The organism is Hydrogenophaga sp., assembly GCF_025699295.1.
Classification (GTDB): Bacteria; Pseudomonadota; Gammaproteobacteria; order Burkholderiales; family Burkholderiaceae_C; genus Hydrogenophaga.
This window is the reverse complement of the sequence record NZ_JAILWB010000017.1, coordinates 26860-49352: the sequence shown is the minus strand read 5'-3', so window position 1 is coordinate 49352 and position 22493 is coordinate 26860. Positions and strand designations below refer to the sequence as shown.

General features: G+C 66.6%; 19 protein-coding genes and 3 tRNA genes. 7 read left to right on the top strand and 15 right to left on the bottom strand.

The window, feature by feature from the left end; translation table 11 throughout:
• Window positions 1-5 precede the first annotated feature (5 nt).
• Window positions 6-2363 (bottom strand): cation-translocating P-type ATPase, encoded by a 2358-nt coding sequence (locus K5880_RS17630; RefSeq protein ID WP_297655322.1) that lies wholly within the window; start codon window positions 2361-2363, stop codon window positions 6-8.
• 110 nt (window positions 2364-2473) lie between these two features.
• Here K5880_RS17630 and K5880_RS17625 point away from each other — a divergent pair, with 110 nt between their 5' ends.
• Window positions 2474-2917, top strand: a complete 444-nt coding sequence (locus K5880_RS17625) for a universal stress protein (protein WP_297655319.1) — start codon at window positions 2474-2476, stop codon at window positions 2915-2917.
• Window positions 2918-2977: 60 nt separating this feature from the next.
• Window positions 2978-4351, top strand: coding sequence for an MATE family efflux transporter (locus tag K5880_RS17620; protein WP_297655316.1), 1374 nt, complete (start codon window positions 2978-2980; stop codon window positions 4349-4351).
• Here K5880_RS17620 and K5880_RS17615 read toward each other — a convergent pair.
• The 6 genes from K5880_RS17615 to K5880_RS17590 form a co-directional block, all read right to left on the bottom strand.
• The gene (locus K5880_RS17615) at window positions 4324-5883 is read right to left on the bottom strand and encodes a malonyl-CoA synthase (RefSeq protein ID WP_297655313.1); all 1560 of its coding nucleotides are present in this window, start codon (window positions 5881-5883) and stop codon (window positions 4324-4326) included. The two genes, K5880_RS17620 and K5880_RS17615, sit on opposite strands and share 28 nt — an antisense overlap.
• A gap of 25 nt (window positions 5884-5908) precedes the next feature.
• A complete protein-coding gene (locus K5880_RS17610; RefSeq protein WP_297655310.1) occupies window positions 5909-6676 on the bottom strand; it encodes an enoyl-CoA hydratase/isomerase family protein in 768 nt (255 codons plus the stop codon).
• A 107-nt stretch (window positions 6677-6783) separates the two neighbouring features.
• Window positions 6784-8115 (bottom strand): malonyl-CoA decarboxylase, encoded by a 1332-nt coding sequence (locus K5880_RS17605; RefSeq protein ID WP_297655307.1) that lies wholly within the window; start codon window positions 8113-8115, stop codon window positions 6784-6786.
• Window positions 8116-8161: 46 nt separating this feature from the next.
• Complete coding sequence (locus K5880_RS17600) at window positions 8162-8830, bottom strand: GntR family transcriptional regulator (RefSeq protein WP_297655304.1); 669 nt, start codon at window positions 8828-8830, stop codon at window positions 8162-8164.
• A gap of 74 nt (window positions 8831-8904) precedes the next feature.
• Entirely contained in the window at window positions 8905-9714 is an 810-nt protein-coding gene (lgt, locus tag K5880_RS17595; RefSeq protein ID WP_297655301.1) for a prolipoprotein diacylglyceryl transferase, read from the bottom strand.
• Between the two features lie 25 nt (window positions 9715-9739).
• Window positions 9740-10666 (bottom strand): LysR family transcriptional regulator, encoded by a 927-nt coding sequence (locus tag K5880_RS17590; protein WP_297655297.1) that lies wholly within the window; start codon window positions 10664-10666, stop codon window positions 9740-9742.
• A 129-nt stretch (window positions 10667-10795) separates the two neighbouring features.
• Here K5880_RS17590 and ilvD point away from each other — a divergent pair, with 129 nt between their 5' ends.
• Entirely contained in the window at window positions 10796-12502 is a 1707-nt protein-coding gene (gene ilvD / locus K5880_RS17585; RefSeq protein ID WP_297655295.1) for a dihydroxy-acid dehydratase, read from the top strand.
• Between the two features lie 12 nt (window positions 12503-12514).
• On the opposite strand, the gene K5880_RS17580 is transcribed toward ilvD, so the two are convergent.
• Window positions 12515-12760: a TIGR04438 family Trp-rich protein gene (locus K5880_RS17580; RefSeq protein ID WP_297655292.1), complete on the bottom strand. Its 246-nt coding sequence runs from the start codon at window positions 12758-12760 to the stop codon at window positions 12515-12517.
• A 123-nt stretch (window positions 12761-12883) separates the two neighbouring features.
• On the opposite strand from K5880_RS17580, the gene K5880_RS17575 reads away from it, so the two are divergent.
• The gene (locus K5880_RS17575; protein WP_297655290.1) at window positions 12884-13189 is read left to right on the top strand and encodes a c-type cytochrome; all 306 of its coding nucleotides are present in this window, start codon (window positions 12884-12886) and stop codon (window positions 13187-13189) included.
• An 88-nt stretch (window positions 13190-13277) separates the two neighbouring features.
• On the opposite strand, the gene acs is transcribed toward K5880_RS17575, so the two are convergent.
• On the bottom strand, window positions 13278-15272 hold the full coding sequence (gene acs / locus K5880_RS17570) for an acetate--CoA ligase (RefSeq protein WP_297655287.1): 1995 nt from the start codon (window positions 15270-15272) through the stop codon (window positions 13278-13280).
• 172 nt (window positions 15273-15444) lie between these two features.
• Here acs and K5880_RS17565 point away from each other — a divergent pair, with 172 nt between their 5' ends.
• Window positions 15445-16044: a TIGR00645 family protein gene (locus K5880_RS17565; RefSeq protein WP_297655284.1), complete on the top strand. Its 600-nt coding sequence runs from the start codon at window positions 15445-15447 to the stop codon at window positions 16042-16044.
• 69 nt (window positions 16045-16113) lie between these two features.
• On the opposite strand, the gene fumC is transcribed toward K5880_RS17565, so the two are convergent.
• On the bottom strand, window positions 16114-17511 hold the full coding sequence (gene fumC, locus K5880_RS17560) for a class II fumarate hydratase (RefSeq protein WP_297655281.1): 1398 nt from the start codon (window positions 17509-17511) through the stop codon (window positions 16114-16116).
• Window positions 17512-17658: 147 nt separating this feature from the next.
• Between fumC and K5880_RS17555 the strand changes: the two genes are divergently transcribed.
• Both K5880_RS17555 and murI read left to right on the top strand, forming a co-directional pair.
• Entirely contained in the window at window positions 17659-19212 is a 1554-nt protein-coding gene (locus K5880_RS17555; protein WP_297655278.1) for a fumarate hydratase, read from the top strand.
• The gene (gene murI / locus K5880_RS17550; RefSeq protein ID WP_297655275.1) at window positions 19209-20012 is read left to right on the top strand and encodes a glutamate racemase; all 804 of its coding nucleotides are present in this window, start codon (window positions 19209-19211) and stop codon (window positions 20010-20012) included. Before K5880_RS17555 ends, murI begins: the two co-directional genes overlap by 4 nt.
• Before the next feature lie 7 nt (window positions 20013-20019).
• Here the strand turns inward: murI and K5880_RS17545 are convergent, their stop codons facing one another.
• The 5 genes from K5880_RS17545 to K5880_RS17525 all read right to left on the bottom strand — a co-directional run bounded on the left by K5880_RS17545 (window position 20020) and on the right by K5880_RS17525 (window position 22477).
• Window positions 20020-21333, bottom strand: coding sequence for an MFS transporter (locus tag K5880_RS17545; protein ID WP_297655272.1), 1314 nt, complete (start codon window positions 21331-21333; stop codon window positions 20020-20022).
• A 94-nt stretch (window positions 21334-21427) separates the two neighbouring features.
• Entirely contained in the window at window positions 21428-22051 is a 624-nt protein-coding gene (locus tag K5880_RS17540) for a DUF6806 family protein (RefSeq protein ID WP_297655270.1), read from the bottom strand.
• Between the two features lie 41 nt (window positions 22052-22092).
• Window positions 22093-22180, bottom strand: a tRNA-Leu gene (locus tag K5880_RS17535).
• A 74-nt stretch (window positions 22181-22254) separates the two neighbouring features.
• Window positions 22255-22328, bottom strand: a tRNA-Cys gene (locus K5880_RS17530).
• 73 nt (window positions 22329-22401) lie between these two features.
• A tRNA-Gly gene (locus tag K5880_RS17525) sits at window positions 22402-22477 on the bottom strand.
• Window positions 22478-22493 lie beyond the last annotated feature (16 nt).

Genomic DNA, 22493 nt, shown 5'->3' with positions numbered 1-22493 from the left:
TGCCTTCAACGTTCAAGCCGGGCCAGACGCAGCGCATTGCCGACCACCAGCAGCGAGCTGGCCGCCATGCCCAGGCCCGCCAGCGACGGCGGCATGAAACCGGCCAGCGCCAGCGGCACGCTCACCACGTTGTAGCCGGCGGCCCAGGCCAGGTTCTGCCGCACCGTGCGCAACGTGGCACGGGCCTGCGTGAGCGTGCGCACCACATCCATCACCTGCCCGCCTTGCACGATGAAGTCCGATTGCGCCTGCGCCAGCGGCGCGGCGTGCCCCAGCGCGAACGAGGTGTCGGCGCGCGCGAGCACCGGCCCGTCGTTGAGGCCATCGCCCACCATCGCCACGGTCAGGCCGCGCCCTTGCAGGGCAATCAGCTCGGCCAGCTTGCGCTCCGGTGACGCCTCCCCCACAACATGGTCCACGCCCACGGCCTGCCCCACCTGCAGCGCTGCCGTGACACGGTCGCCTGACAGCAGCCAGGTTTGCACGCCCAGCGTCCGCAGGGCCGATACTGCTTGTGCAGCATCGGCGCGCACGCCTTCACGCAACCGGAAGCTGGCGAACCAGCCGTGCGCGTCACTCAGATGCACCAGCGGCGCATCGCCTTCGCCGGCCTGCGGTGACACGCCGCAGAACGCCGCTGAACCCAGGCGCACCCACGAACCATCGGCTCGCAGCGCCTGCATGCCCTGCCCCGCCCGCTCCTGGTGGCCGGCCAGCGCCGCCAGTGAAACACCGGCGCTGTCGGCCTCGGACGCGATGGCGCGAGATGCCGGGTGCAGCGACCCTTCGGCAAGTGCTCCCGCCAGGGCGAGTGCCTGTTCTCTGCTCACGCCTTCGCGGGTGAGCAGTTCGTGCAGTTCGAGGCGGTCGTGAGTCAGCGTGCCGGTCTTGTCGAACACCACCGCGTCAATGCGGGCCAGGGTTTCGAAGGCCTGCAGCCGGCGCACCAGCACGCCGCGCCGCGCGAGCGCGCCGGCCGAGGACAGCATGGCCGCGGGGGTGGCCAGCGAAAGCGCACAGGGACAGGTGACGATGAGCACCGCCACCGCTACCGCCAGCGCCTGTGTGTGGTCGATCTGCCACCAGTACACGCCCGCCGCCGCCGCGGCGAGCAGGACCAGCACGAGAAACGGCGCGGCCACGCGGTCGGCCAGCACGGCCCAGCGGGGCTTCTCGACACTGGCCTGCTCCATCAACCGCACGATCTGCGCGAAACGGGTGTCCGCGCCGGTGCGCAGCACGCGCACGCGCACGGGCCCGCCCAGGTTGAAACTGCCGGCCACCACGGCCTGCCCATGCTCCCGCGTCACGGGATGGGACTCGCCCGTGAGCAGCGCCTCGTCCACCAGTGCCACCGCATCAAGCAAGGCCCCGTCTGCGGGGAATGCCTGCCCCGCGCGCACGCGCACCGCGTCTCCCGCCCGCAGGCGCCGCAACGACACGGATTCGTATCCACCATCGGAGCGCTGCCGATCGCACACCTGCGGCAAGCGGTTCATCAGTTCGTCCAGCGCACCCGCCGTTCTGTCGCGCGCCTTGTGCTCCAGATAGCGGCCGCCGAGCAGGAAGAACACGAACATGGTCAGCGAGTCGAACCACACCTCGTCGCCCCAGGGGCCGGTGGGATCGAAGGTGGCGGCCGAACTGGCGAGAAAAGTCACCAGGATGCCGATCGACACCGGGGTGTCCATGCCCACGCGCGCGCGCCGCAGATCACGCCAGGCGCTGGCAAAGAAGGGACCGCTGGCGAAGAACACCACCGGCAGGCTGATCACCCAGCTGGCCCAGCGCAGCAGTTGCACGATGTCCGGCGGAATGTCGCCTGGTGCGCTCACGTACGCGGGCCACGCGTACATCATCACCTGCATCATGCAGAAGCCCGCCACGAACAGCCGCCACAGCGCCTGCCGGGTCTCGCGCTGGCGTTCGCTGACGGACAGGGCCTGTTGCATCGGCAGCAGGCGGTAACCGGCCTCGCCCACCGCACGCGCCAGGCGCGACAGCTGGGTCTGGGAAGGGTCCCAGCGCAGCGTGAGGCGCCGGCTGGCCGCATGCACCCGCGCGTGCCGCATGCCGGGCAGCCCATCGAGCACGGACTCCACCGCGTCGGCGCAGGCAGCGCAATGCATGCCCTGCACCACCAGCAGCGACTCGGCTTCGGTGCCACCGTCCGCGTCCACGACGCGCGTGAAAACCTCCTGCTCGGCAGGGTCGTCCAGCACCGCGAAATCGTCGGTCACCGTGAGCGAGCCGCGCTGCAACCCGAGCCAGCCGGACGCGGGCGCGGCTGCCCCTTGCGGTGCCTCGGACGCGGCACCGGTTCGCCACCGCTGCGGCGGAACTGCTGATACGGCCGGATTCATGCACGGAGGCTACGTCATATCGTGTTTCAAGCCCTTGATGCAGATCAAGCACCAAAGGACGGGATTTGCTACCCTGAGGGCTCACGCCAACGAAACAAGGAGAAAACCACATGTACAAGCGCATTCTGGTGGCCACCGATGGCTCCAAGCTCTCCCAGCAGGCTGTGGAGCACGGCCTCAATCTGGCCGACCTCACGGGCGCCGAAGTGGTCGCGCTCAAGGTGATACCGCGTTATCCCCAGACCTATTTCGAAGGCGGCATGGCGCTGGCGGCGGCCGAAATCGCCCGCATCGAAAAGCAGTGGCACTCCGAGGCCATGGACGCTGTCAACGCGGTCAAGTCGGCCGGACAACTGCGGGAAGTCAAGGTCAAGCCGGTCACGGTGAAGTCCGACCTGATTGCCGAGGCCATCATCGCCGCGGCCAAACGCAACAAGTGCGACCTGATCGTCATGGCCTCGCACGGGCGGCGCGGTATCAAGCGGCTGCTGCTGGGCAGCGAAACCCAGCAGGTACTGACGCACTCGCACATTCCCGTGCTCGTGCTGCGCTGAAGTCCTGCGTCGGCACGCGCCGGGCAGACAGGGTAGAGTGCGCGGGCCTGTCGCCCGCCCATGCCCAACGATCCACGCCCACCCTCGCCCTCCACCGGTACCTTCGTCACCGGCTCCACGCTGCGCCACGTCATCACCATGACGGCCACGGGCTCGGTGGGCCTGGTGGCGGTGTTCTTCGTGGACATGCTCAACCTCTTCTACATCTCGCTGCTCGGCCAGAAAGAGCTGGCCGCCGCCGTGGGCTATGCGGGCACGCTGCTGTTTTTCATCACCTCGCTGTCCATTGGTCTTTCGATCGCGGTCACGGCCCTCACCTCGCGCGCCCTGGGCCGCGGTGACCGCGAACACGCCCGGGCGCTGGCCGGCGCCTCGCTGGTCCTGATGGCGTTGACCATGACGCTGGCGGCCTTGCTGGCCCTGCCCTGGCTGCGATCGCTGCTTGCGCTGCTGGGTGCCAGCGGCGAAACCGCCGTCCTGGCCCTGCGTTTCATGCACATCGTGCTGCCCTCCGCGCCGCTGCTGGGCATGGGCATGTGCCTGGGCGCGTTGCTGCGTTCGCTGGGCGATGCGCGACGCGCCATGTGGGTCACGCTGGGTGCGGGTGCAGTGGCCTCCGTGCTCGATCCGATCCTGATCTTCGGCCTGGGCTGGGGGCTGGACGGTGCAGCGGTCGCCACACTGGTCACTCGCGGCGCCATGATGCTGATCGGCCTGCACGCGCTGCTGCGCGTTCACGGACTGTATGCCCGCCCCTCGCCTCAGGTGTTGCGGCAGACGCTGGGGCCGTTCCTCGCGATCGGCTTCCCGGCTGTTCTCACGCAGGTCGCCACGCCGGTGGGCAATGCCTTCGTCACGGCGGCAGTGGCGCCCTTCGGCGACAACGCCGTGGCAGGCTGGGCCGTGATCGTGCGCCTGATCCCGGTGGCCTTCGTGGCCCTGTTCGCACTTTCCGGCTCGATCGGGCCGATCCTTGGCCAGAACCTGGGTGCGCTGCGCCACGACCGCCTGCGCACGGCCGTGCGCGACAGCCTCAAGGTGGTGCTGATCTACGTGCTGGTGGTGTGGTTGCTGCTGGCGCTGGGCAGCGGCCAGATCGCCGACGCCTTCGGGGCAACGGGCGAAGCGCGCCAGCTGATCGTGTTCTTCTGCGTCTTCGTGGCCGGCAGCTTCATGTTCAACGGCGCGCTGTTCGTGGCCAACGCGGCGTTCAACAACCTGGGTTTCGCGTTCTACTCGACCGCGCTGAACTGGGGCCGCTCCACCCTGGGCGTCGTGCCCTTCATCTGGCTGGGCGCGCAGTGGTTCGGTGCGCGTGGCGTGCTGGCCGGCTACGGACTCGGCGTGGTGCTGTTCGGCGTGACGGGCACGCTGCTGTGCTTTCGCGTGCTGCGCAGGCTGGAGATTCAGGCGGCCTTGAACAAGCCCGCGTAATCGTTGCGCAGCAGGTTCTTCTGCACCTTGCCCATGGTGTTGCGTGGCAGCTCGGGCACCACCACGCAGCGCTTGGGGATCTTGAAATTCGCCAGCCGTGCCTTCAGGGCCGCGAGCACCTGCTCAGGGTCCACAACCGCGCCGGGCCGGACGGTGAGCACCGCCACCCCCACCTCGCCGAAGTCCGGGTGCGGCACGCCCACCACCGCGCTCTCGGCCACGCCGGGCATCTCGTTGATGCAGCTCTCGATCTCCGCCGGGTAGACGTTGTAGCCCCCGGAGATGATGAGATCCTTGCTGCGGCCGACGATGCTCACATAGCCGCGCTCGTCGACGCGGCCCACGTCGCCGGTCTTGAAGAAGCCGTCCGCGGTGAACTCTTCGGCCGTCTTCTCGGGCATGCGCCAGTAGCCCTTGAACACGTTGGGGCCACGGACCTGTATGGCACCGATCTCGCCCACGGGTACCGGCCGGTTGGCGTCGTCGACGACCCGCAGCTCGTTGCCCGGCAGGGGAAATCCGACTGTGCCGCCACGCCGCTCGCCCTGTGCGCCGTGGCGCGCATCGGGCGCGTAGGGGTTGGAAGTGATCATCACCGTCTCGCTCATGCCGTAGCGCTCCAGGATGGTGTGGCCGGTGCGCGCCTGCCATTCGTCGAAGGTCTCGATCAGCAGGGGCGCCGAGCCCGAGACGAACAGCCGCATGTGCGCCGCCTGCTGCTTCGTCAGGTCTGGCTCGGCAAGCAGGCGGGTGTACAGCGTCGGCACGCCCATGAACACGGTCGCGCGCGGCAGCAGTTCCACCACGGCGCGCGGCTCGAACTTGTTGAGCCAGAGCATGGGGCTGCCATTGATCAGGGCGCCGTGGATGGCCACGAAAAGCCCATGCACGTGAAAGATCGGCAGCGCGTGGATCAGTACGTCATCGGGCTTCCAGCCCCAGTACGCCCTGAGCACCTGCGCGTTGCTCAGCATGTTGCCGTGCGAGAGCATCGCCCCCTTGCTGCGCCCGGTGGTGCCGCTGGTGTAGATGATCACGCCGAGGTCATCGGCCCGGCTCTGCACCGGCGTGTGCACGTCGCTGTGGTGCGCGGCGCGATCAAGCAGGCTGCCGCTGCGGTCCTCGCCGAGCGTGAACACGTGGCGCGTGCCGGCCTTGAACGCGATCTTCGACACCCAGCCGAAGTTGGCGGGACTGCAGACCACCACGGCCGGTTCGGCGTTGCCCACGAAGTACTCGATCTCGCCCGACTGGTAGGCCGTATTGAGCGGCAGGAACACATGGCCCGCGCGCAGCACGGCGAGATACAGCATCAGCGCCTCGACCGACTTCTCCACCTGCACCGCGATGCGCGAGCCAGCCGGCAGCGCGAGCGAGCCCAGCAGGTTGGCCAGCATGGCGCTGGCGCGATCCAGGTCGCGCCAGGAGTAGCGCAGGCCACCGTGGGCGCCGCCCACGGTTTCCACGGCGGTGGCATCGAAATCAACGGGAAAGGCCGCGCGCAGGGCGGCATACAGGTTGTGGTTGTTCATGGTGGTTCTTGTACGGGACAGGAATTCAGAATGCGGGGCGACGCCGGGCCACGAATGCTTCGACCCCCTCGCGGTGCTCGGCATGGTCGGCGTAGTGGTACGCGCGATCCACGACGGATTCGATGGACACCCCCGTGGACAAGGCCCGCAGGGTCTGCTTGTTCAGGCGCGCGGCACGCGGGGCCAGCGCCACGATGCGCTGCGCGCGCACCAGCGCGTCGGCGGCCACCCCGGCGTCGGGCAGCACGGCATGCAGGAAGCCGCGTGCTTTCATCTCCTGCGCGCCCAGCACCGCCGCCTCCAGCAGCACCTCGCGCGCAGTGGCCGCGCCCGCCTCTCGTGCGACGAGCTGCGCCTCGCGTGGTGCCATCGGGAAGCCCAGCCGCGCGATCGGTGCACCGAAGCGCGCGCCTTCACCGGCCACGCGGATGTCGCAGCAGCTGGCGATTTCCAGACCCGCGCCCAGGCAGTTGCCTTCGATCTGCGCAACGACGGGCAGGTCGCATGCCAGCATCGCACCCAGACCGCCCCAGACGTCGGTTTCGTGGAAATCGCGCAGCGCGGCCTCCTCGAAACGAAAGGCAGGGTATTCGGAGATGTCGCCGCCGGCGCAGAAATGACCCGCGTCGCCGGCCACGATCACGCAGCGCAGATCCTCGCGCGCCTGCAACGCCAGAAAGATGGCCCGGAGTTCGAGCCACATCGCGCGCGACATGGCGTTGAACTTGCCCGGATGGCACAGGCTCACGCGCGCCAGCGCGCCATCGATGGTGAGTCCTACCTGGCCCGGCATGCCGCAATCAGGCCTGCATGGCGCCGGCCGCGCCTGAGCGACAGCCATGCAGGAGGACGACGGAAGTCTCGGTCAAGCGAAGGTCTCCGGGAACGGCATGAACGGGTTCAAAGATAGAGCTCCCTGACGGCCTTGGCTATCGGGACTTTTCCCTGAGCCAGCAGGGCGCGGTGCTTGTCCAGCCGCTTGAGATCATAGAGGTAGTTCACCATCATGCCGAACGATTGCCGCGCCCCCTTGGCCGACGGATCGGCGGCCCAGTTCAGGCGCTCCACGCACGCGCCGTTGCCGAGGTGAAAACGCGCCACCGGATCCAGCGGCTTGCCGTCCTTGAGCTCGTCACCCAGGTAGCGCGCGGCCCAACCCATGAGCGCGCGGCGCTCGGGCGCTCCCTCGGGCAAGTCCTCGGCGCGCTCCCAGGCCTTGAGCAACTCGGCCGGCGCATTCTTCGAGAGCCAGGTGCGCAGGCCGGGAATGGGCGAGAGCGTGGCAAAGGTCTTGAGGCGCGGAAACTCCTGCTTGAGCGTCTCCACCACGTTCTTGATGAGCGAGTCCCCGAAACTCACGCCCTTGAGCCCGGTCTGGGTGTTGCTGATTGAGTAGAAGATGGCCGTCGTGGCCTTGTCCAGGTCGGCCGGCGCGGCCGACTCGTCCAGCAGTGGCGTGATGCTGGTGGCGATCTGGTTCATCAACGCCACCTCCACGAAGATCAGGGGTTCCTGCGGCAGACGCGGATGAAAGAAGCCATAGCAGCGCCGATCGCTGTCGAGCCGGTTCTTCACGTCCGACCAGCTGCGGATGTCGTGCACTGCCTCGTACTTGATGAGTTTTTCCACCAGCGAGGCTGGCGAGTCCCAGGTGATTCGCTGCAGTTCCAGAAAGCCCACGTCGAACCAGGTGGAGAACATGTACTCCATCTCCACGTCGAGCGCGAGCAGGCGCTTGTCGGTCTTGAGCTGCGGCTGGAACTCGGCGCGCATGTCCACCAGGAAGCGCACGCCATCGGAGTTGGCGCTGAAGCGCTGCAGCAGACGGCGCCGCGGCGAGACGGTGGCGCGGCGGTACAGCACCTCGGCCGCGGCCTCGTCGGGCGTGCCCACCGCAGCGGCGAACTGGGACTGCGCCTTCTTCACCTGCTGCGGATCGGCCACGAAGCGCTCGCTCATGAGCAGCCACAGGTCGCGCCGGTGCGGGGGCGTTGCGCCGGCGTACCAGTCCATCATGGCCTGCGCACGGCGTCCGCCCTCGACCTCGCTCACCAGGGGGTCGACGATGGCCTGGAGCTCCTTGAGCGACTGGCGCAGCATGCGCGGGGACATCGCCTCCTCGTCGTGACGCAGGGTCGCCTTGAGTCTCTCCATCGTGGAACGGGGGCCAGCCGCCTTCGCGCCGGGGCGCAGCAGGGACACGCCATGGGCAAGCCAATCGGGTGGTGTCATTGAGGGAGCTCCTTTGCGCACATCGCGACCTCGGTGGTTGCAACCTTCATGCCGACAACCTCGACGTCTGGCTGCGGGCCAGTTCGCGCAGCGCCACGCGCTGGCGTGTCAGATGGGTGCGCATGGCAGCCTCGGCGCCCTCCGCGTCGCGCGCCTTGAGCGCCGCGAACACGGCCATGTGCTCGGACAGGCTTTGCTCCAGGCGGCCGGGCGCATGCAGTTGCTGCAAGCGCGCGAGCCGCACAATCTTGCGCAAGTCGCCGATCACCTGCGCCAGCCAGCGGTTGTCGGCCAGGAGGATGATGGCTTCGTGGATCGCGTGATTGGCCTCGTAGTACTCGTTGATGCGCCGCGATTTCGCGAACCGGTTGAGCCGCTCGTGCAGGGCTTCCAGGGCCACCAGGTCGGCATCGGTCGCATGGGTGGCGGCCTCGAACGCGCAGCGCCCCTCCAGCAGGGTGATCACTGGGAAGATCTCATCGAGGTCGCGCTCGGTGATCTCGCTCACAAAGCAGCCACGACGCGGTTCGTGGCGCAGCAAGCCCTCGGCGGCGAGCACCTTGAGCGCCTCGCGCAACGGCGTGCGGGAAATGGACAGCTCGGCGCACAGCGCGGGTTCGTCCAGAAAGCTGCCGGGCAGCAGTTCACCGGCAAAGATGCGCTCGCGCAGCTTCGCGGCCACTTCGTCGTGCAGGGAATTGAGCACCAGGCGCATCTGTAATCATCCGTAATTACAGGAAATTTTAAACCCTCAATCGACGGACAGTCCCGGTGTTTACCCTGCGGTGTTCAGGCGATGGGCGCGCGCCGCCCGAACCACCACCACAGGCCGGCACCACCCAGGATCATGGGGACACAGAGCCACTGGCCCATGCTCATGCCCAGCGAGAGCAGACCCAGGTGGGCGTCGGGTTCGCGGAAGAACTCGGCGATGAAGCGGAACACGCCGTAGCCGAACAGGAACACGGCCGAGACCTGCCCGCGCGCGCGCTCCTTGCGGGCGTAGAACCACAGCAGCACGAACAGCAGCAGACCTTCGAGCAGGAACTGGTAGGCCTGCGAGGGGTGGCGCGGCAGGTCGCCGGCGCCGCGGAACACCATGCCCCAGGGCAGGGACGGATCTGCCACGCGGCCCCAGAGTTCGCCGTTGATGAAGTTGCCAAGGCGCCCGGCCGCCAGACCGGTGGGCACGCACGGTGCGACAAAATCCATCACCTGCATGAAGGGTCGTTGACGGCTGCGCGCGTACCACACCATCGCCAGCATCACGCCCAGCAGTCCGCCGTGAAAGCTCATGCCCCCCTGCCAGACCGCAAAAATCTCCAGCGGGTGGGCGAGGTAGTACGCGGGCTTGTAGAACAGGCAATAACCGACGCGCCCGCCCGCCACCACACCGAGCACACCGAGAAAGAGGATGTCTTCCACATCACGGCGCGTCCAGGGCGGCTGGGTCACACCGGCGAATGGCTGATGGCGCAAGCGCGCGTTGGCCAGCAGCATGAACAGGCCGAAGGCCAGCAGATAGGTCAGGCCGTACCAGTGAATCGCCAAGGGGCCGATCTGCAGGGCGACAGGGTCGATCTGGGGATGTTGAAGCATGGCGGCTATTGTGGCAGGGGCGAATTCACGAGGCCCGCGCCAACGCGAAGTCGACAAAGTGCGCCAATGTCGGGCTCATCGCATCGGCGCGCCAGACCAGGCTGGTTTCGCAGGCGGGCATGGCACGCCCACGTGGGGGCCGCACACTCCGGTACACCACGCCTGGGCGCTGGAACTGCCGCACGCTCTGCGGCACCCAGGCAAGCCCCAGACCGGCCGACACCAGGTTGACGATGGTCTGCATCTGGATCGCTTCCTGCGCTACCTGCGGCGCGCGGTCGGACCCGTGGTACAGAGCGAAGATGGCGTCGTGCAGCGTCGGCAGGATGCGCCGCGGGAAGATCACCAGCGGTTCGGCCAGCAGGGCAGCCAGCCCCGGGTGGTCGTGCGCCGCGAGCGGATGCGATTCCGGCAGGGCCACCACCAGCGGCTCGCTGGCAATGCGCGCGCTGGCCAGGCCCGGCGCCTGGAGCCCCGGGGAATGCAGCACCATGCCCGCGTCCGCCTCCCCGCGCGCCAGCATCTCCAGCTGCACGTCCCCAGTGGCTTCGATCAGCTCCAGCGCGATCTGCGGCCAGCGCTGGCGAAACGCGCGCACCCATCGTGGCAGCAGCTCGAACCCCACGGTGGACACGAACGCCAGCCGCAGGCGCCCCATTTCACCGGCGGCAGCGGCGCGCGCCAGCGCGGGCAGCCCCTGGGCCCGCACCAGCAGCTCGCGCACCTCGGGCAGCAGCGCTGCCGCCGCCGGCGCCAGCGCCACGCTGCGCCGGGTGCGGTCGAACAGGCGCACGCCCAGCGTCTGCTCCAGCCCGGCAATCGCCTGCGTGAGCGGTGGTTGCGTCATGTGCAGGCGCGCGGCGGCGCGCCCGAAGTGCAGTTCTTCAGCCAGGACCACGAATTGCCGCCATTGTCTCAATTCGATACGCAGCGGATTTTTTGCCTCACTCATATGTTGAACATATTAATGGAGACCTTCAAAGCAATTGGAAAGAGGCCGACGACTGACGCATACTCGCGCCAGACGCCCCGTGGCGCGCACCCCTCAGCCACCCTACCCTCCCCCACGAAGAGACATGCCATGGCAGACAGCAAGACCATCTCCATCAAGCCCATCAACAGCCGCAGCGCCCACATCACCGAAGGCAAGTCTCGCGCACCCAACCGCTCCATGTACTACGCCATGGGCTACGAGGAAAGCGACTTCAAGAAGCCCATGGTCGGGGTGGCCAACGGCCACAGCACCATCACTCCCTGCAACAGCGGCCTGCAAAAGCTCGCCGACGCGGCGGTGGCCGGCATCGAGGAAGCGGGCGGCAACGCCCAGATCTTCGGCACGCCCACCATCTCCGACGGCATGGCCATGGGCACCGAAGGCATGAAGTATTCGCTGGTGAGCCGCGAAGTCATCTCCGACTGCATCGAAACCTGCGTACAGGGCCAGTGGATGGACGGCGTGGTGGTGGTCGGCGGGTGCGACAAAAACATGCCGGGCGGCATGATGGGCATGCTGCGCGCGAACGTGCCGGCCATTTACGTGTACGGTGGCACCATCCTGCCAGGGCGCTACAAGGGCCAGGACCTGAACATCGTCAGCGTGTTCGAGGCCGTGGGCCAGAACGCCGCCGGCAATCTGAGTGACGAGGACCTGCGCGAGATCGAAATGCGCGCCATCCCGGGCACCGGCTCGTGTGGCGGCATGTACACGGCCAACACGATGAGTTCCGCGTTCGAGGCCCTGGGCCTGTCGCTGCCCTACTCCTCCACCATGGCCAATCCGCACGACGAGAAGCAGAACTCCGCCAGGGAATCGGCCAAGGTGCTGATCGAAGCCATCAGGAAGGACATCAAACCGCGCGACATCGTCACCCGGGAAGCGCTGGAGAACGCCGTGGCCGTGATCATGGCAACCGGTGGCTCCACCAATGCGGTGCTGCATTTCCTGGCCATCGCTCACGCTGCCGGGGTCGAGTGGTCGATCGACGACTTCGAGCGCATCCGCCAGCGCACGCCGGTGCTCTGCGACCTCAAACCGTCGGGCAAGTACCTCGCGGTCGACCTGCACCAGGCCGGCGGCATTCCACAGGTGATGAAGGTGCTGCTCAACGCCGGCCTGCTGCACGGCGACTGCCTCACCATCACCGGCCAGACAATCGCCGAGGTGCTCAAGGACGTACCCGACACACCGCGCGCCGACCAGGACGTGATCCGCCCGATCGACAAGCCCATGTATGCGCAGGGCCACCTCGCCATCCTCAAGGGCAACCTTTCGCCCGAGGGCGCGGTCGCCAAGATCACCGGCCTGAAGAACCCGGTCATCACCGGCCCGGCGCGCGTGTTCGACGACGAGCAGTCGGCTCTCAAGGCCATCCTGGACGGCAAGATCGTGGCCGGCGACGTGATGGTGCTGCGCTACCTCGGCCCCAAGGGCGGCCCCGGCATGCCCGAAATGCTGGCACCGACCGGCGCCCTGATCGGCGCGGGCCTGGGCGAGAGCGTGGGCCTGATCACCGATGGCCGCTTCAGCGGTGGCACCTGGGGCATGGTCGTGGGCCACGTGGCCCCCGAGGCCGCAGCCGGCGGCACGATCGCCTTCGTGCAGGAAGGTGACAGCATCACCATCGACGCACACCAGCTGCTCCTGGAGCTCCATGTGCCGGAGGCGGAGATCGCCCGGCGCCGCGCGGCCTGGACGGCGCCTGCACCGCGCTACACGCGCGGCGTGCAGGCCAAGTTCGCCTTCAACGCGGCCAGCGCCAGCAAGGGCGCCGTGCTCGACAACTATTGATCGATCCGCACGTCAGCGCGAGCGCCGCTTGGTCTTGATGCCCAGGGCCTCGCGCTGCTTGTCGATGCGGTCCTGTTTTTTCTGGTCCATCTTCTCCATGGCCTTGCGGCGGGTGTACCCGGTGGTGTCGGCCCAGGCCCACCACGCCACCGCCAGCGCGAACGGCGAAAGCACCCACCACCAGGACCAGGTGGCCACGATACCGTACTCCAGGTACTTCATCAGCAGCAGCAGGACGCCCAGGATCAGCAAATACATCACACACTCCGGTAAAGGCCCCGTGAAGCGGGCAAGCAACTGTAAGCGTTCGTTTCCGGGAGCCCCGGCGTCGGTAGAATCGACCGCATCAACTCCTCAGACCTCCAACAGAAGGACAACCCCATGAAACGTGCTCTCCTGATTATGGCCGCCATGACCACGCTGGCGGCACCCGTGATGGCAGATGAAGCCCTGGCCAAGAGCAAGAACTGCATGGCCTGCCACGCCGTCGACAAGAAGCTCGTGGGGCCCTCGTACAAGGATGTGGCCAAGAAATACGCTGGCGACGCCAAGGCCGTCGACTTGCTGGCCACCAAGATCATGAAGGGCGGCTCGGGCACCTGGGGCGCGATTCCCATGCCCGCCAACCCGCAGGTCAGCGAAGCCGATGCCAAGAAGCTGGCGGCGTGGGTCCTGAGCCAGAAGTAGGCCTGCGCCCATCCAACAAAAAACCCGCTGAGCGATCAGCGGGTTTTTTGTTGGCCCGCGCGGACTTCTCGCCAGCGCCGGGCCTGGATCAGTTGTTCTCCGACAACTGGTCCAGGATGGCCGGGTTCTCCAGGGTGGACGTGTCCTGCGTGATGGCCTCGCCCTTGGCGATCGAACGCAGCAGGCGGCGCATGATCTTGCCGCTGCGGGTCTTGGGCAGGTTGTCGCCGAAACGGATGTCCTTGGGCTTGGCGATCGGGCCGATCTCCTTGCCCACCCAGTCGCGAAGTTGTTTGGCAATGGCCTTGGCTTCTTCACCCGTGGGGCGCGAACGCTTGAGCACCACGAAGGCCACGATGGCCTCGCCAGTCAGATCGTCCGGGCGTCCCACCACGGCGGCTTCGGCCACAAGGTCGGATTTGCCCACCAGGGCGGACTCGATCTCCATCGTGCCCATGCGGTGGCCAGAGACGTTGAGCACGTCGTCGATGCGGCCGGTGATGCGGAAGTAGCCACGGTCGGCGCTGCGCACCGCGCCGTCACCGGCGAGGTAGTAACCCTTGAGCTCGTCGGGGAAGTAGCTCTTCTTGAAACGCTCCGGGTCGCCCCAGATGGTGCGGATCATCGATGGCCAGGGTTTCTTCACCACCAGGATGCCGCCCGCGCCGTGGGGCACGTCGTGACCCGCCTCGTCGACAATGGCTGCGGCGATGCCCGGCAGCGGCAGGGTGCACGAACCCGGAACCAGCGGCGTGGCACCCGGCAACGGCGTGATCATGTGGCCGCCGGTCTCGGTCTGCCAGAAGGTGTCCACGATCGGGCAGCGCTCGCCACCGACATGCTTGTAGTACCACATCCAGGCCTCGGGATTGATCGGTTCACCCACCGAACCGAGCAGACGCAGGCTGGAAAGGTTGGAGCGCGCCGGATGCACCTTTTCGTCGCCCTCGGCGGCCTTGATCAGCGAGCGGATCGCCGTCGGGGCGGTGTAGAAGATGGTGACCTTGTGCTTCTCGATCATCTGCCAGAAGCGCCCGGCGTTCGGGAACGTGGGCACGCCCTCGAACACGATCTGCGTGGCGCCTGCGGCCAGCGGACCATAGGCCACGTAGGTGTGGCCGGTGATCCAGCCGATGTCGGCCGTGCACCAGAAGATGTCTTCGGGCTTGAGGTCGAAGGTCCAGTTCATCGTGAGCTGTGCCCACAGCAGGTAGCCGCCGGTGCTGTGCTGCACGCCCTTGGGTTTGCCGGTGGAGCCCGAGGTGTAGAGCACGAACAGCGGGTGTTCGGCGCTCACCATCTCGGCCGGGCAGACGTCGGATTCGCTGGCCATCACCTCGTGCATGAAGCTGTCGCGCCCCGCCACCATGTTGCAGGCGGTCGGCGTGCGCTGGAACACGATCACGTTCCTGACGCATTCGCATCCGCCCATGGCAATGCCTTCGTCCACGATGGCCTTGAGGGGCAATTCCTTGCCACCGCGCAACTGGTTATTGGCGGTGATCACGGCGACAGCGCCCGCATCCTGAATGCGCTCCTGCAGTGCCTTGGACGAAAAGCCGCCGAACACCACGCTGTGCGTGGCCCCGATGCGGGCGCAGGCCTGCATGGCCACCACACCCTCCACCGTCATGGGCATGTAGATGACGACGCGGTCACCCTTCTTCACGCCGCGTGCCTTGAGCGCATTGGCAAAGCGCGAGACTTTGGCCAACAATTCTTTGTAGGTGACCCTGGTGACCTCCCCGCCATCGGCCTCGAAGATGATGGCGGTCTTGTTCTCCACCGGCGTGCCGATGTGGCGGTCCAGGCAGTTGTATGAGGCGTTGAGCTCGCCATCCTCGAACCACTTGTAGAACGGGGCTCTGGAACTGTCCAGGGTCTTGGTGAAGGGCTTGTGCCAGTGCAGGGTTTCGCGCGCCAGCCGGGCCCAGAAGCCTTCGAAATCCATGTCCGCCTCGTCACACAGCGCCTGGTACGCTGCCATGCCGGATACCCGGGCGGTCTTGACCGTCGCCTCTGTGGGCTCAAAAACACGGTTCTCGACCAGGGTGGACTCGATGGACGACGAAGGTGCGGACATGGGCTGTCTCCTGGGATGTTGTGGGTACGCGGCTGCGGCGGACTGTGCGCAAAGGCTCTTACGAGCCTCTTACACCCGAGTGCGCCAGACTCGACGGCACCGGGCGCGGGCGATTGCAGCACTCATACAATACACCGGCGCCAACCCGGCGCGCGACAGATTGTCTCCCCGCATGACCGACCCCGTCAAAGCCACCGCACCCATCCGCGCCCTGCCCAACCTGATCTTTGCCAGCCGCTGGCTGCAGTTGCCCCTTTACATCGGGCTGATCGCCGCACAAGGCATCTACGTCTTCCATTTCTGGGTCGAGCTGGTCCACCTGATCGAGGCCGCCTTCGGCAACGATGCCGCGCTGGCCAAACTGGTCACCAGCATCGGCTACAAGAGCGACGTGCAGCTCACCGGCCTCAACGAGACCGTCATCATGCTGGTGGTGCTGGCGCTGATCGACGTGGTCATGATCTCCAACCTGCTGATCATGGTGATCGTGGGCGGTTACGAAACCTTCGTCAGCCGCATGCACCTGGAAAACCACCCCGACCAGCCCGAATGGCTCAGCCACGTGAACGCCTCGGTGCTCAAGGTGAAGCTGGCCACCGCCATCATCGGCATCAGCTCCATCCATCTGCTCAAGACCTTCATCAACGCCGCCAACTACGACGAGAAGGTGCTGATGTGGCAGACCATCATCCACGTCGTGTTCCTGCTCAGTGCCATGGCTATTGCCCTGACGGACCGGCTGATGCAGCCGGCACCCGGCGCGAAGCACTGAGGGCTTTCCCAGGGTTTCAACGAGAAAGGCGGTCACATCGACCGCCTTTCTCGTTGGGCTTCCGTCCCGTCAACGCCCCACCATCTGCTCCGCCCGCACCCACTGGTCGAACTGTTCGGGCGTCACATGGCCCAGCGCCAGCGCGGCCTCGCGCAAGGTGGAGCCCTCCTGGTGTGCCTTCTTGGCGATCTGCGCGGCCTTGTCGTAGCCGATGTGGGGGTTCAGCGCCGTCACCAGCATCAGCGAGCGATCCACCAGTTCTGCAATGCGCCCGCGATCGGGTTCGATTCCCACAGCGCAGTGGTTGTTGAAGCTGCGCATGCCGTCGGCCAGCAGGCGCACGCTCTGCAGGAAGTTGTGCGCCACCATCGGGCGAAACACGTTGAGCTCGAAATTGCCCGAGGCACCACCGATGTTGACGGCCACATCGTTGCCGAACACCTGTGCAGCCAGCATGGTGACCGCCTCGCTCTGCGTGGGATTGACCTTGCCCGGCATGATGGACGAGCCAGGTTCGTTCTCGGGAATACCAATTTCCCCGATGCCGCTGCGCGGGCCACTGGCCAGCCAGCGCACGTCGTTGGCAATCTTCATCAGACTGGCCGCCAGCGTCTTGAGCGCGCCGTGCGCGTGCACCAGTGCATCGACGCTGGCCATGGCCTCGAACTTGTTCGGTGCCGTCACGAATGGCAGGCCGGTGAGCCTCGCCAGTTCGGCCGCCACCTGCTCGGCATAGCCCTTGGGCGCGTTCAAGCCGGTGCCCACCGCCGTGCCGCCCAGCGCCAGTTCACACAGGTGCGGCAGCGCCGCGCGCACGTGCGCTTCGCCATGAGCAAGCTGGGCAGCCCACCCGGAGATCTCCTGGCCCAGCGTAAGGGGCGTGGCGTCCTGCAGGTGGGTGCGGCCGATCTTGACGATGTCGTCGAACGCGCGCGCCTTGTCTTCCAGCGTAGCGCGCAGCAGCGCCAGGGACGGCAGCAGCCGGTGCGTGATCGCTCCCACCGCCGCCACATGCATGGCGGTCGGGAACACGTCGTTGCTGGACTGGCTGCGGTTCACGTCGTCGTTGGGGTGCACGAGGCGCCCTTCTCCACGCTCGCCGCCCAGCAACTCGCTTGCGCGGTTGGCCAGCACCTCGTTGACGTTCATGTTGGTCTGCGTGCCCGAGCCGGTCTGCCAGACCACCAGCGGGAACTCGGCATTGTGGACACCTGCGATGACCTCGTCCGCTGCTGCCACGATGGCCTGCGTTGTATCCACCTTCTGCAGGCCCAGCGCGTGATTGATCACCGCCGACGCGCGCTTGACCTGCACCAGGGCACGGATGAGCTCGAGCGGCTGGCGCTCACCGGAGATGTCGAAGTTCTGCAGCGAGCGCTGTGTCTGCGCCCCCCAGAGGCGCTCGGCCGGCACGTCGATCGGGCCGAAGGTGTCGTGTTCGGTTCGAGTGGCTGGGCGCGTGCTCATGGTCTGGCTTCACCTGTCAAAATAGCGGGCTGGGACGCTCCTGCCCGGAGACCCTCAGCATAGTTCCGAACCAAAGCAACTCTGACGGGATGGCCTCTTGAAGCCCGGTGGCCGCCAGCGCGATTTGCTCCCAACGCCCACGACACCATGACCACCACCATCCGCCAGGCCGACCTGATCGAATCGATCGCCGCCGCGCTGCAGTACATCAGCTATTACCACCCGGCCGACTACATCGCCCACCTGGCACGTGCCTACGAGCGCGAGCAGAGTGCGGCGGCCAAGGACGCGATCGCGCAGATCCTGACCAACAGCAAGATGAGCGCCACGGGCCACCGCCCGATCTGCCAGGACACCGGCATCGTCAACGTGTTCCTCAAGGTCGGCATGAACGTGCGCTGGGAAGGCTTTACCGGCAGCGTGGACGACGCGATCAACGAAGGCGTGCGCCAGGGCTACAACCACCCCGACAACCAGCTGCGTGCCTCGGTCGTGGCCGATCCCCAGTTCGCCCGCAAGAACACCAAGGACAACACCCCGGCGGTGATCTTCACCGAGCTGGTGCCCGGCGACACCGTGGAAGTGACCGTGGCGGCCAAGGGTGGTGGCAGCGAGAACAAGAGCAAGATGATCATGCTCAACCCCGGCGACTCGGTGGTCGACTGGGTGCTCAAGACCGTGCCCACCATGGGCGCCGGCTGGTGCCCGCCGGGCATGCTGGGCATCGGCATTGGCGGCACCGCCGAGAAAGCCGTGCTGATGGCCAAGGAAAGCCTGATGGACGACATCGACATGTACGAACTGCAGGCCAAGGCATCGAAGGGCGAGAAGCTCACCCAGGTGGAAGAATTGCGCCTGGAACTCTACGAGAAGGTCAATGCGCTGGGCATCGGCGCGCAAGGCCTGGGAGGCCTCACCACCGTGCTCGACATCAAGATCAAGATGTACCCCACGCACGCGGCCAGCAAGCCGGTGGCCATGATCCCCAACTGCGCGGCCACGCGCCACGCGCACTTCGTGCTCGACGGCAGCGGCCCGGTCTACCTGGACGCGCCGAGCCTGGACCTCTGGCCCAACGTCAACTGGGTGCCCGACACACAGAAGAGCCAGCGAGTGGACCTGAACACGCTGACGCCGGCCGAAGTCGCCAGCTGGAAGCCGGGCCAGACCCTGCTGCTCAACGGCAAGATGCTCACCGGCCGCGATGCGGCGCACAAGCGCATCCAGGGCATGCTGGCCAAGGGCGAAAAGTTGCCGGTGGACTTCACCAACCGCGTCATCTACTACGTGGGCCCGGTCGATCCGGTGCGCGACGAGGCCGTGGGCCCCGCAGGCCCCACCACCGCCACGCGCATGGACGGCTTCACCGACATGATGCTGGAGCAGACCGGCCTCATCGCCATGATCGGCAAGGCCGAGCGCGGCCCGGTCGCCATCGAGTCGATCAAGAAGCACAAGAGCGCCTACCTCATGGCCGTGGGCGGCGCGGCCTACCTCGTGTCCAAGGCCATCAAACACGCCAGGGTGGTGGGCTTCGAGGATCTCGGCATGGAAGCCATCTACGAATTCGACGTGGTTGACATGCCGGTGACGGTGGCGGTGGATGCTGGCGGCACCAGCGCGCACATCACCGGCCCGGCCGAGTGGCAGAAGCGCATCGCCACCGGCGAGTTCAAGGGCATCGCCGTCGCGACCGCTTGAAAACCGTCGGGGTATTCGACAGCGGGGTCGGCGGCCTGAGCGTGCTGCGTGCCCTGCTCGTCGAGCTGCCGGACACGCGCTTCGTCTACCTGGCCGACAACGCCTTTGCGCCGTATGGCGAGCGCTCCGCGGCCGAGGTGTCGCAGCGCAGCCACCGCATCACCGGGTACCTGCGTGAAGTCCACGCCATCGACGCGCTGGTTGTGGCCTGCAACACGGCTACGGCACTTGCCGTCGACAGCCTTCGCAAGACGCACCCTGACCTGCCCATCATCGGCGTGGAGCCGGCCCTCAAGCCCGCTGTCAGCCTGAGCCGCAGCGGGCGCATCGGCGTGCTGGCCACGCGGGGCACGCTCGACAGCGCGCGGTTTGCCTTGCTGCGCGAACGGCAGGCGTCGCAGGCGAAAGGCCCGCTTCACTTCATCAGCCAACCCTGTGACGGGCTGGCCGCCGCGATCGAACGCGATGATGAAGATGCCATCCGGGCCTTGTGCGAACGCTACATCTTGTCCCTGTGCAAGGCGGCCGGGTCTGAGCTTGACACCGTGGTGCTGGGCTGCACGCACTATCCGTTCGCGATGAGCACACTCGCCCTTCTGTGCGGACCGACCGTGACCCTGGTGGACACCGCCGTGCCGGTGGCTCGCCGCACACGCGAGGTGCTGGGCGCGATGACCGCCTCCCCCGATGCGCCGGCCCTGCCGCCTGTGCTGCTGGCCACCCGCGATCCACAAGGGCTCGCGCACGCCGTACACCGCTGGTTGGGTCTTGGCGTCACGGCGCAGCTCGCCCAGCCTTGACGCTGATTCAATGCGAGAGGGCGCCCTCGCCCAGCGCGGCCGCCCGACCACGCTGCACGTTCACCGGCATCAGCAACGCCAGGCCGATCAGGAACAGCACCGCGGTAAATCCGATCGCCAGACGCTGGTTACCCCCGGTCATCCAGGTGATGGCACCGTAGCTCAGGGGTCCAATGATGCTGGCCACGCGCGTGGCAAAGGTCCACAGCCCGAAGAACTCGGCCAGTTGCGCTGGCGGCGCCAGCATGCCGGCCATGGCACGGCCGGATGACTGGCTCGAGCCCATGCACACGCCGGCAATGGCTGCGGCGTACCAGAAGCCGCCCTTGGTGGTGGTGAGTGCCGCGATGATGCAGGTGGCCACCCAGCCCACCAGGGTGATGCCCAGCGCCAGCTTGTGGCCCAGCCGGTCTTGCCAGTAACCGAACGCCAACGCACCCATTGCCGCAGCGATGTTGAGCACGAAGATCAGCACCATGGTTTCCTGCTGCACGAAACCGATCACCTGTTCGGCATAGATCGCCGCGAGCGTGATGGCCACGGCCACGCCGCCCTGGTAGGCCGCCACGCAGGCCAGCAACCACATGAAGTCCTGATAGCGGCGCGCCTGCCCGAAAGTGCGCCGCAACTGCCGGAGCGACTCGCGCCAGCCCGCGGCACCCTCCGTCTGCGTCAACGGTTGCGCTCGCTCGCGCAACAACAGCAGGGTGAACAGGGACGCTGCCGCAAACACGCCCGCGGTGATCAGCATCGTCACCGGCACGAACTGCTCGGCCTTCTGGCCCTGTGCCTGCGCCCACAACACGTAGGCCAGGCACAAGCCCAGCGCCAGCATGCCACCCACGTACCCAAGGCTCCAGCCCCAGCCACTGACCCGCCCCATCGCCTGCGGACGCGCCAGTTCCGGAAGAAAGGCCGCGATGAGCGACTCGCCCCAGGCGAAGAAGACGTTGGAGATCACGATCAGCACCACCCCCAGCACCACGGCTCCGGGGCTCACCAGCGCGAGCGCGGCAGTGCCGAGCACACAGCCCAGCGTGGTCATCATCAGCAAGCGCTTCTTGGCCGCGTGGCGGTCCGCCCAGGCGCCCATCGCCGGAATGGTGAACATCACGATCAGGTGGGACAGGCTCAGGGCCGCCGTCCAGGCAAACGTTGCCCAATGGGCGCCTCCGGCGACCGCGCCCACGAAATAGGCCGCGAACACCGCGGTGATGACCACTGTGGTATAGCCCGAGTTCGCGAAGTCGAACATCGCCCAGCCGAACACCTCGCGTTTGCGCACACCAGGGTTCAGGGCATCGGAGGAGAAGAAGGCCATGCAGACTCCAGACCGCGAGGCCACCCGCTCGCGTTGCAGGGGAGTCTAGTACGTGCAGGCGATCGGTCGGTGACCGGCCGGCGCGGGTGTCAGCTCAGTGCAGATGGCGCGGCTTGCGCGGGCCGCCATGCCCGGAAGGGCCACCGTAGCCGCGCGGCGGCTTGCCCAACTGCATGGAACTCACCAGCGCGTCAAAACGCTGGGTGAAAAGCTTGTCGATGGCGCCGACCACGTCACCGAGCTCGGCGGCATCAAAATGGCGCTCCATGATATGCATCACGTCCTGAACCAGCAGATCGCGTTGCACCTGCATGATCGCAGCCGGCGTGGGGCCGACGAAGCACATCAGGAAGTCGTCCCGAGCCTCTTCTTCGGAGGACTCGTCTTCTTCGTCATACTCGGCGTCGTAAAAGGACACTTCAAGGGGAGCACCGGCCGAGGCGATCTCGTTCAGGCCCATACAGGCTTCCTCGACCGCCTGACGAAAATCCTCATCGCCAGGCACCGTCCAGCAGATCTGCAGCACGTGGGCCTCGGCATCGAACCGGATACCCGGCTCGTCCTCATAACTGCTTTCGGCCGCCGCCGCGAGCGAGCGAGCACCCGCGTACTGCCACAGGGGTTTGAGCGCGTCCTGTATCTGGGCAAATGCCACGTCCTCGCGCAGCGGAACGTCGCCGTGCACGTGGATCTCGAAGGGCGCGTTGTATCGGGTCATGGAAACTCACTGTACTGGCGAAAACGGAAAAATCCTAGAGATGGTGCCTCGAGGCGGACTCGAACCGCCAAGTCGTTTCGCGACGGGGGATTTTAAGTCCCCTGTGTTTACCAGTTTCACCACCGAGGCACGCCAGCCATTGTGGCAGGTTGCAAAAAACAAAGGCCCCGTCAACGCAACGCTGGCGGGGCCCGTGTTCCATCTGGAGGCGCGATCCGGAGTCGAACCGGACTGGACGGATTTGCAATCCGTTGCATAACCGCTTTGCTATCGCGCCATCAGTTGCGGCGCCAGAAGCACCGTTCTGAAACTCTGACAAAAAAGGGAAGCAAAGCTTCCCTTTTTGAATCTGGAGCGGGAAACGAGACTCGAACTCGCGACCTCAACCTTGGCAAGGTTGCGCTCTACCAACTGAGCTATTCCCGCATGCTTTTCATGCCGT

What these genes read in the sequence shown, in the direction of transcription:
- K5880_RS17630 (WP_297655322.1), bottom strand. Translation starts at nt 2,363, where the DNA reads ATGAATCCGGCCGTATCAGCAGTTCCGCCGCAGCGGTGGCGAACCGGT.
- K5880_RS17625 (WP_297655319.1), top strand. Translation starts at nt 2,474, where the DNA reads ATGTACAAGCGCATTCTGGTGGCCACCGATGGCTCCAAGCTCTCCCAG.
- K5880_RS17620 (WP_297655316.1), top strand. Translation starts at nt 2,978, where the DNA reads ATGCCCAACGATCCACGCCCACCCTCGCCCTCCACCGGTACCTTCGTC.
- K5880_RS17615 (WP_297655313.1), bottom strand. Translation starts at nt 5,883, where the DNA reads ATGAACAACCACAACCTGTATGCCGCCCTGCGCGCGGCCTTTCCCGTT.
- K5880_RS17610 (WP_297655310.1), bottom strand. Translation starts at nt 6,676, where the DNA reads ATGCCGGGCCAGGTAGGACTCACCATCGATGGCGCGCTGGCGCGCGTG.
- K5880_RS17605 (WP_297655307.1), bottom strand. Translation starts at nt 8,115, where the DNA reads ATGACACCACCCGATTGGCTTGCCCATGGCGTGTCCCTGCTGCGCCCC.
- K5880_RS17600 (WP_297655304.1), bottom strand. Translation starts at nt 8,830, where the DNA reads ATGCGCCTGGTGCTCAATTCCCTGCACGACGAAGTGGCCGCGAAGCTG.
- lgt (WP_297655301.1), bottom strand. Translation starts at nt 9,714, where the DNA reads ATGCTTCAACATCCCCAGATCGACCCTGTCGCCCTGCAGATCGGCCCC.
- K5880_RS17590 (WP_297655297.1), bottom strand. Translation starts at nt 10,666, where the DNA reads ATGAGTGAGGCAAAAAATCCGCTGCGTATCGAATTGAGACAATGGCGG.
- ilvD (WP_297655295.1), top strand. Translation starts at nt 10,796, where the DNA reads ATGGCAGACAGCAAGACCATCTCCATCAAGCCCATCAACAGCCGCAGC.
- K5880_RS17580 (WP_297655292.1), bottom strand. Translation starts at nt 12,760, where the DNA reads ATGTATTTGCTGATCCTGGGCGTCCTGCTGCTGCTGATGAAGTACCTG.
- K5880_RS17575 (WP_297655290.1), top strand. Translation starts at nt 12,884, where the DNA reads ATGAAACGTGCTCTCCTGATTATGGCCGCCATGACCACGCTGGCGGCA.
- acs (WP_297655287.1), bottom strand. Translation starts at nt 15,272, where the DNA reads ATGTCCGCACCTTCGTCGTCCATCGAGTCCACCCTGGTCGAGAACCGT.
- K5880_RS17565 (WP_297655284.1), top strand. Translation starts at nt 15,445, where the DNA reads ATGACCGACCCCGTCAAAGCCACCGCACCCATCCGCGCCCTGCCCAAC.
- fumC (WP_297655281.1), bottom strand. Translation starts at nt 17,511, where the DNA reads ATGAGCACGCGCCCAGCCACTCGAACCGAACACGACACCTTCGGCCCG.
- K5880_RS17555 (WP_297655278.1), top strand. Translation starts at nt 17,659, where the DNA reads ATGACCACCACCATCCGCCAGGCCGACCTGATCGAATCGATCGCCGCC.
- K5880_RS17545 (WP_297655272.1), bottom strand. Translation starts at nt 21,333, where the DNA reads ATGGCCTTCTTCTCCTCCGATGCCCTGAACCCTGGTGTGCGCAAACGC.
- K5880_RS17540 (WP_297655270.1), bottom strand. Translation starts at nt 22,051, where the DNA reads ATGACCCGATACAACGCGCCCTTCGAGATCCACGTGCACGGCGACGTT.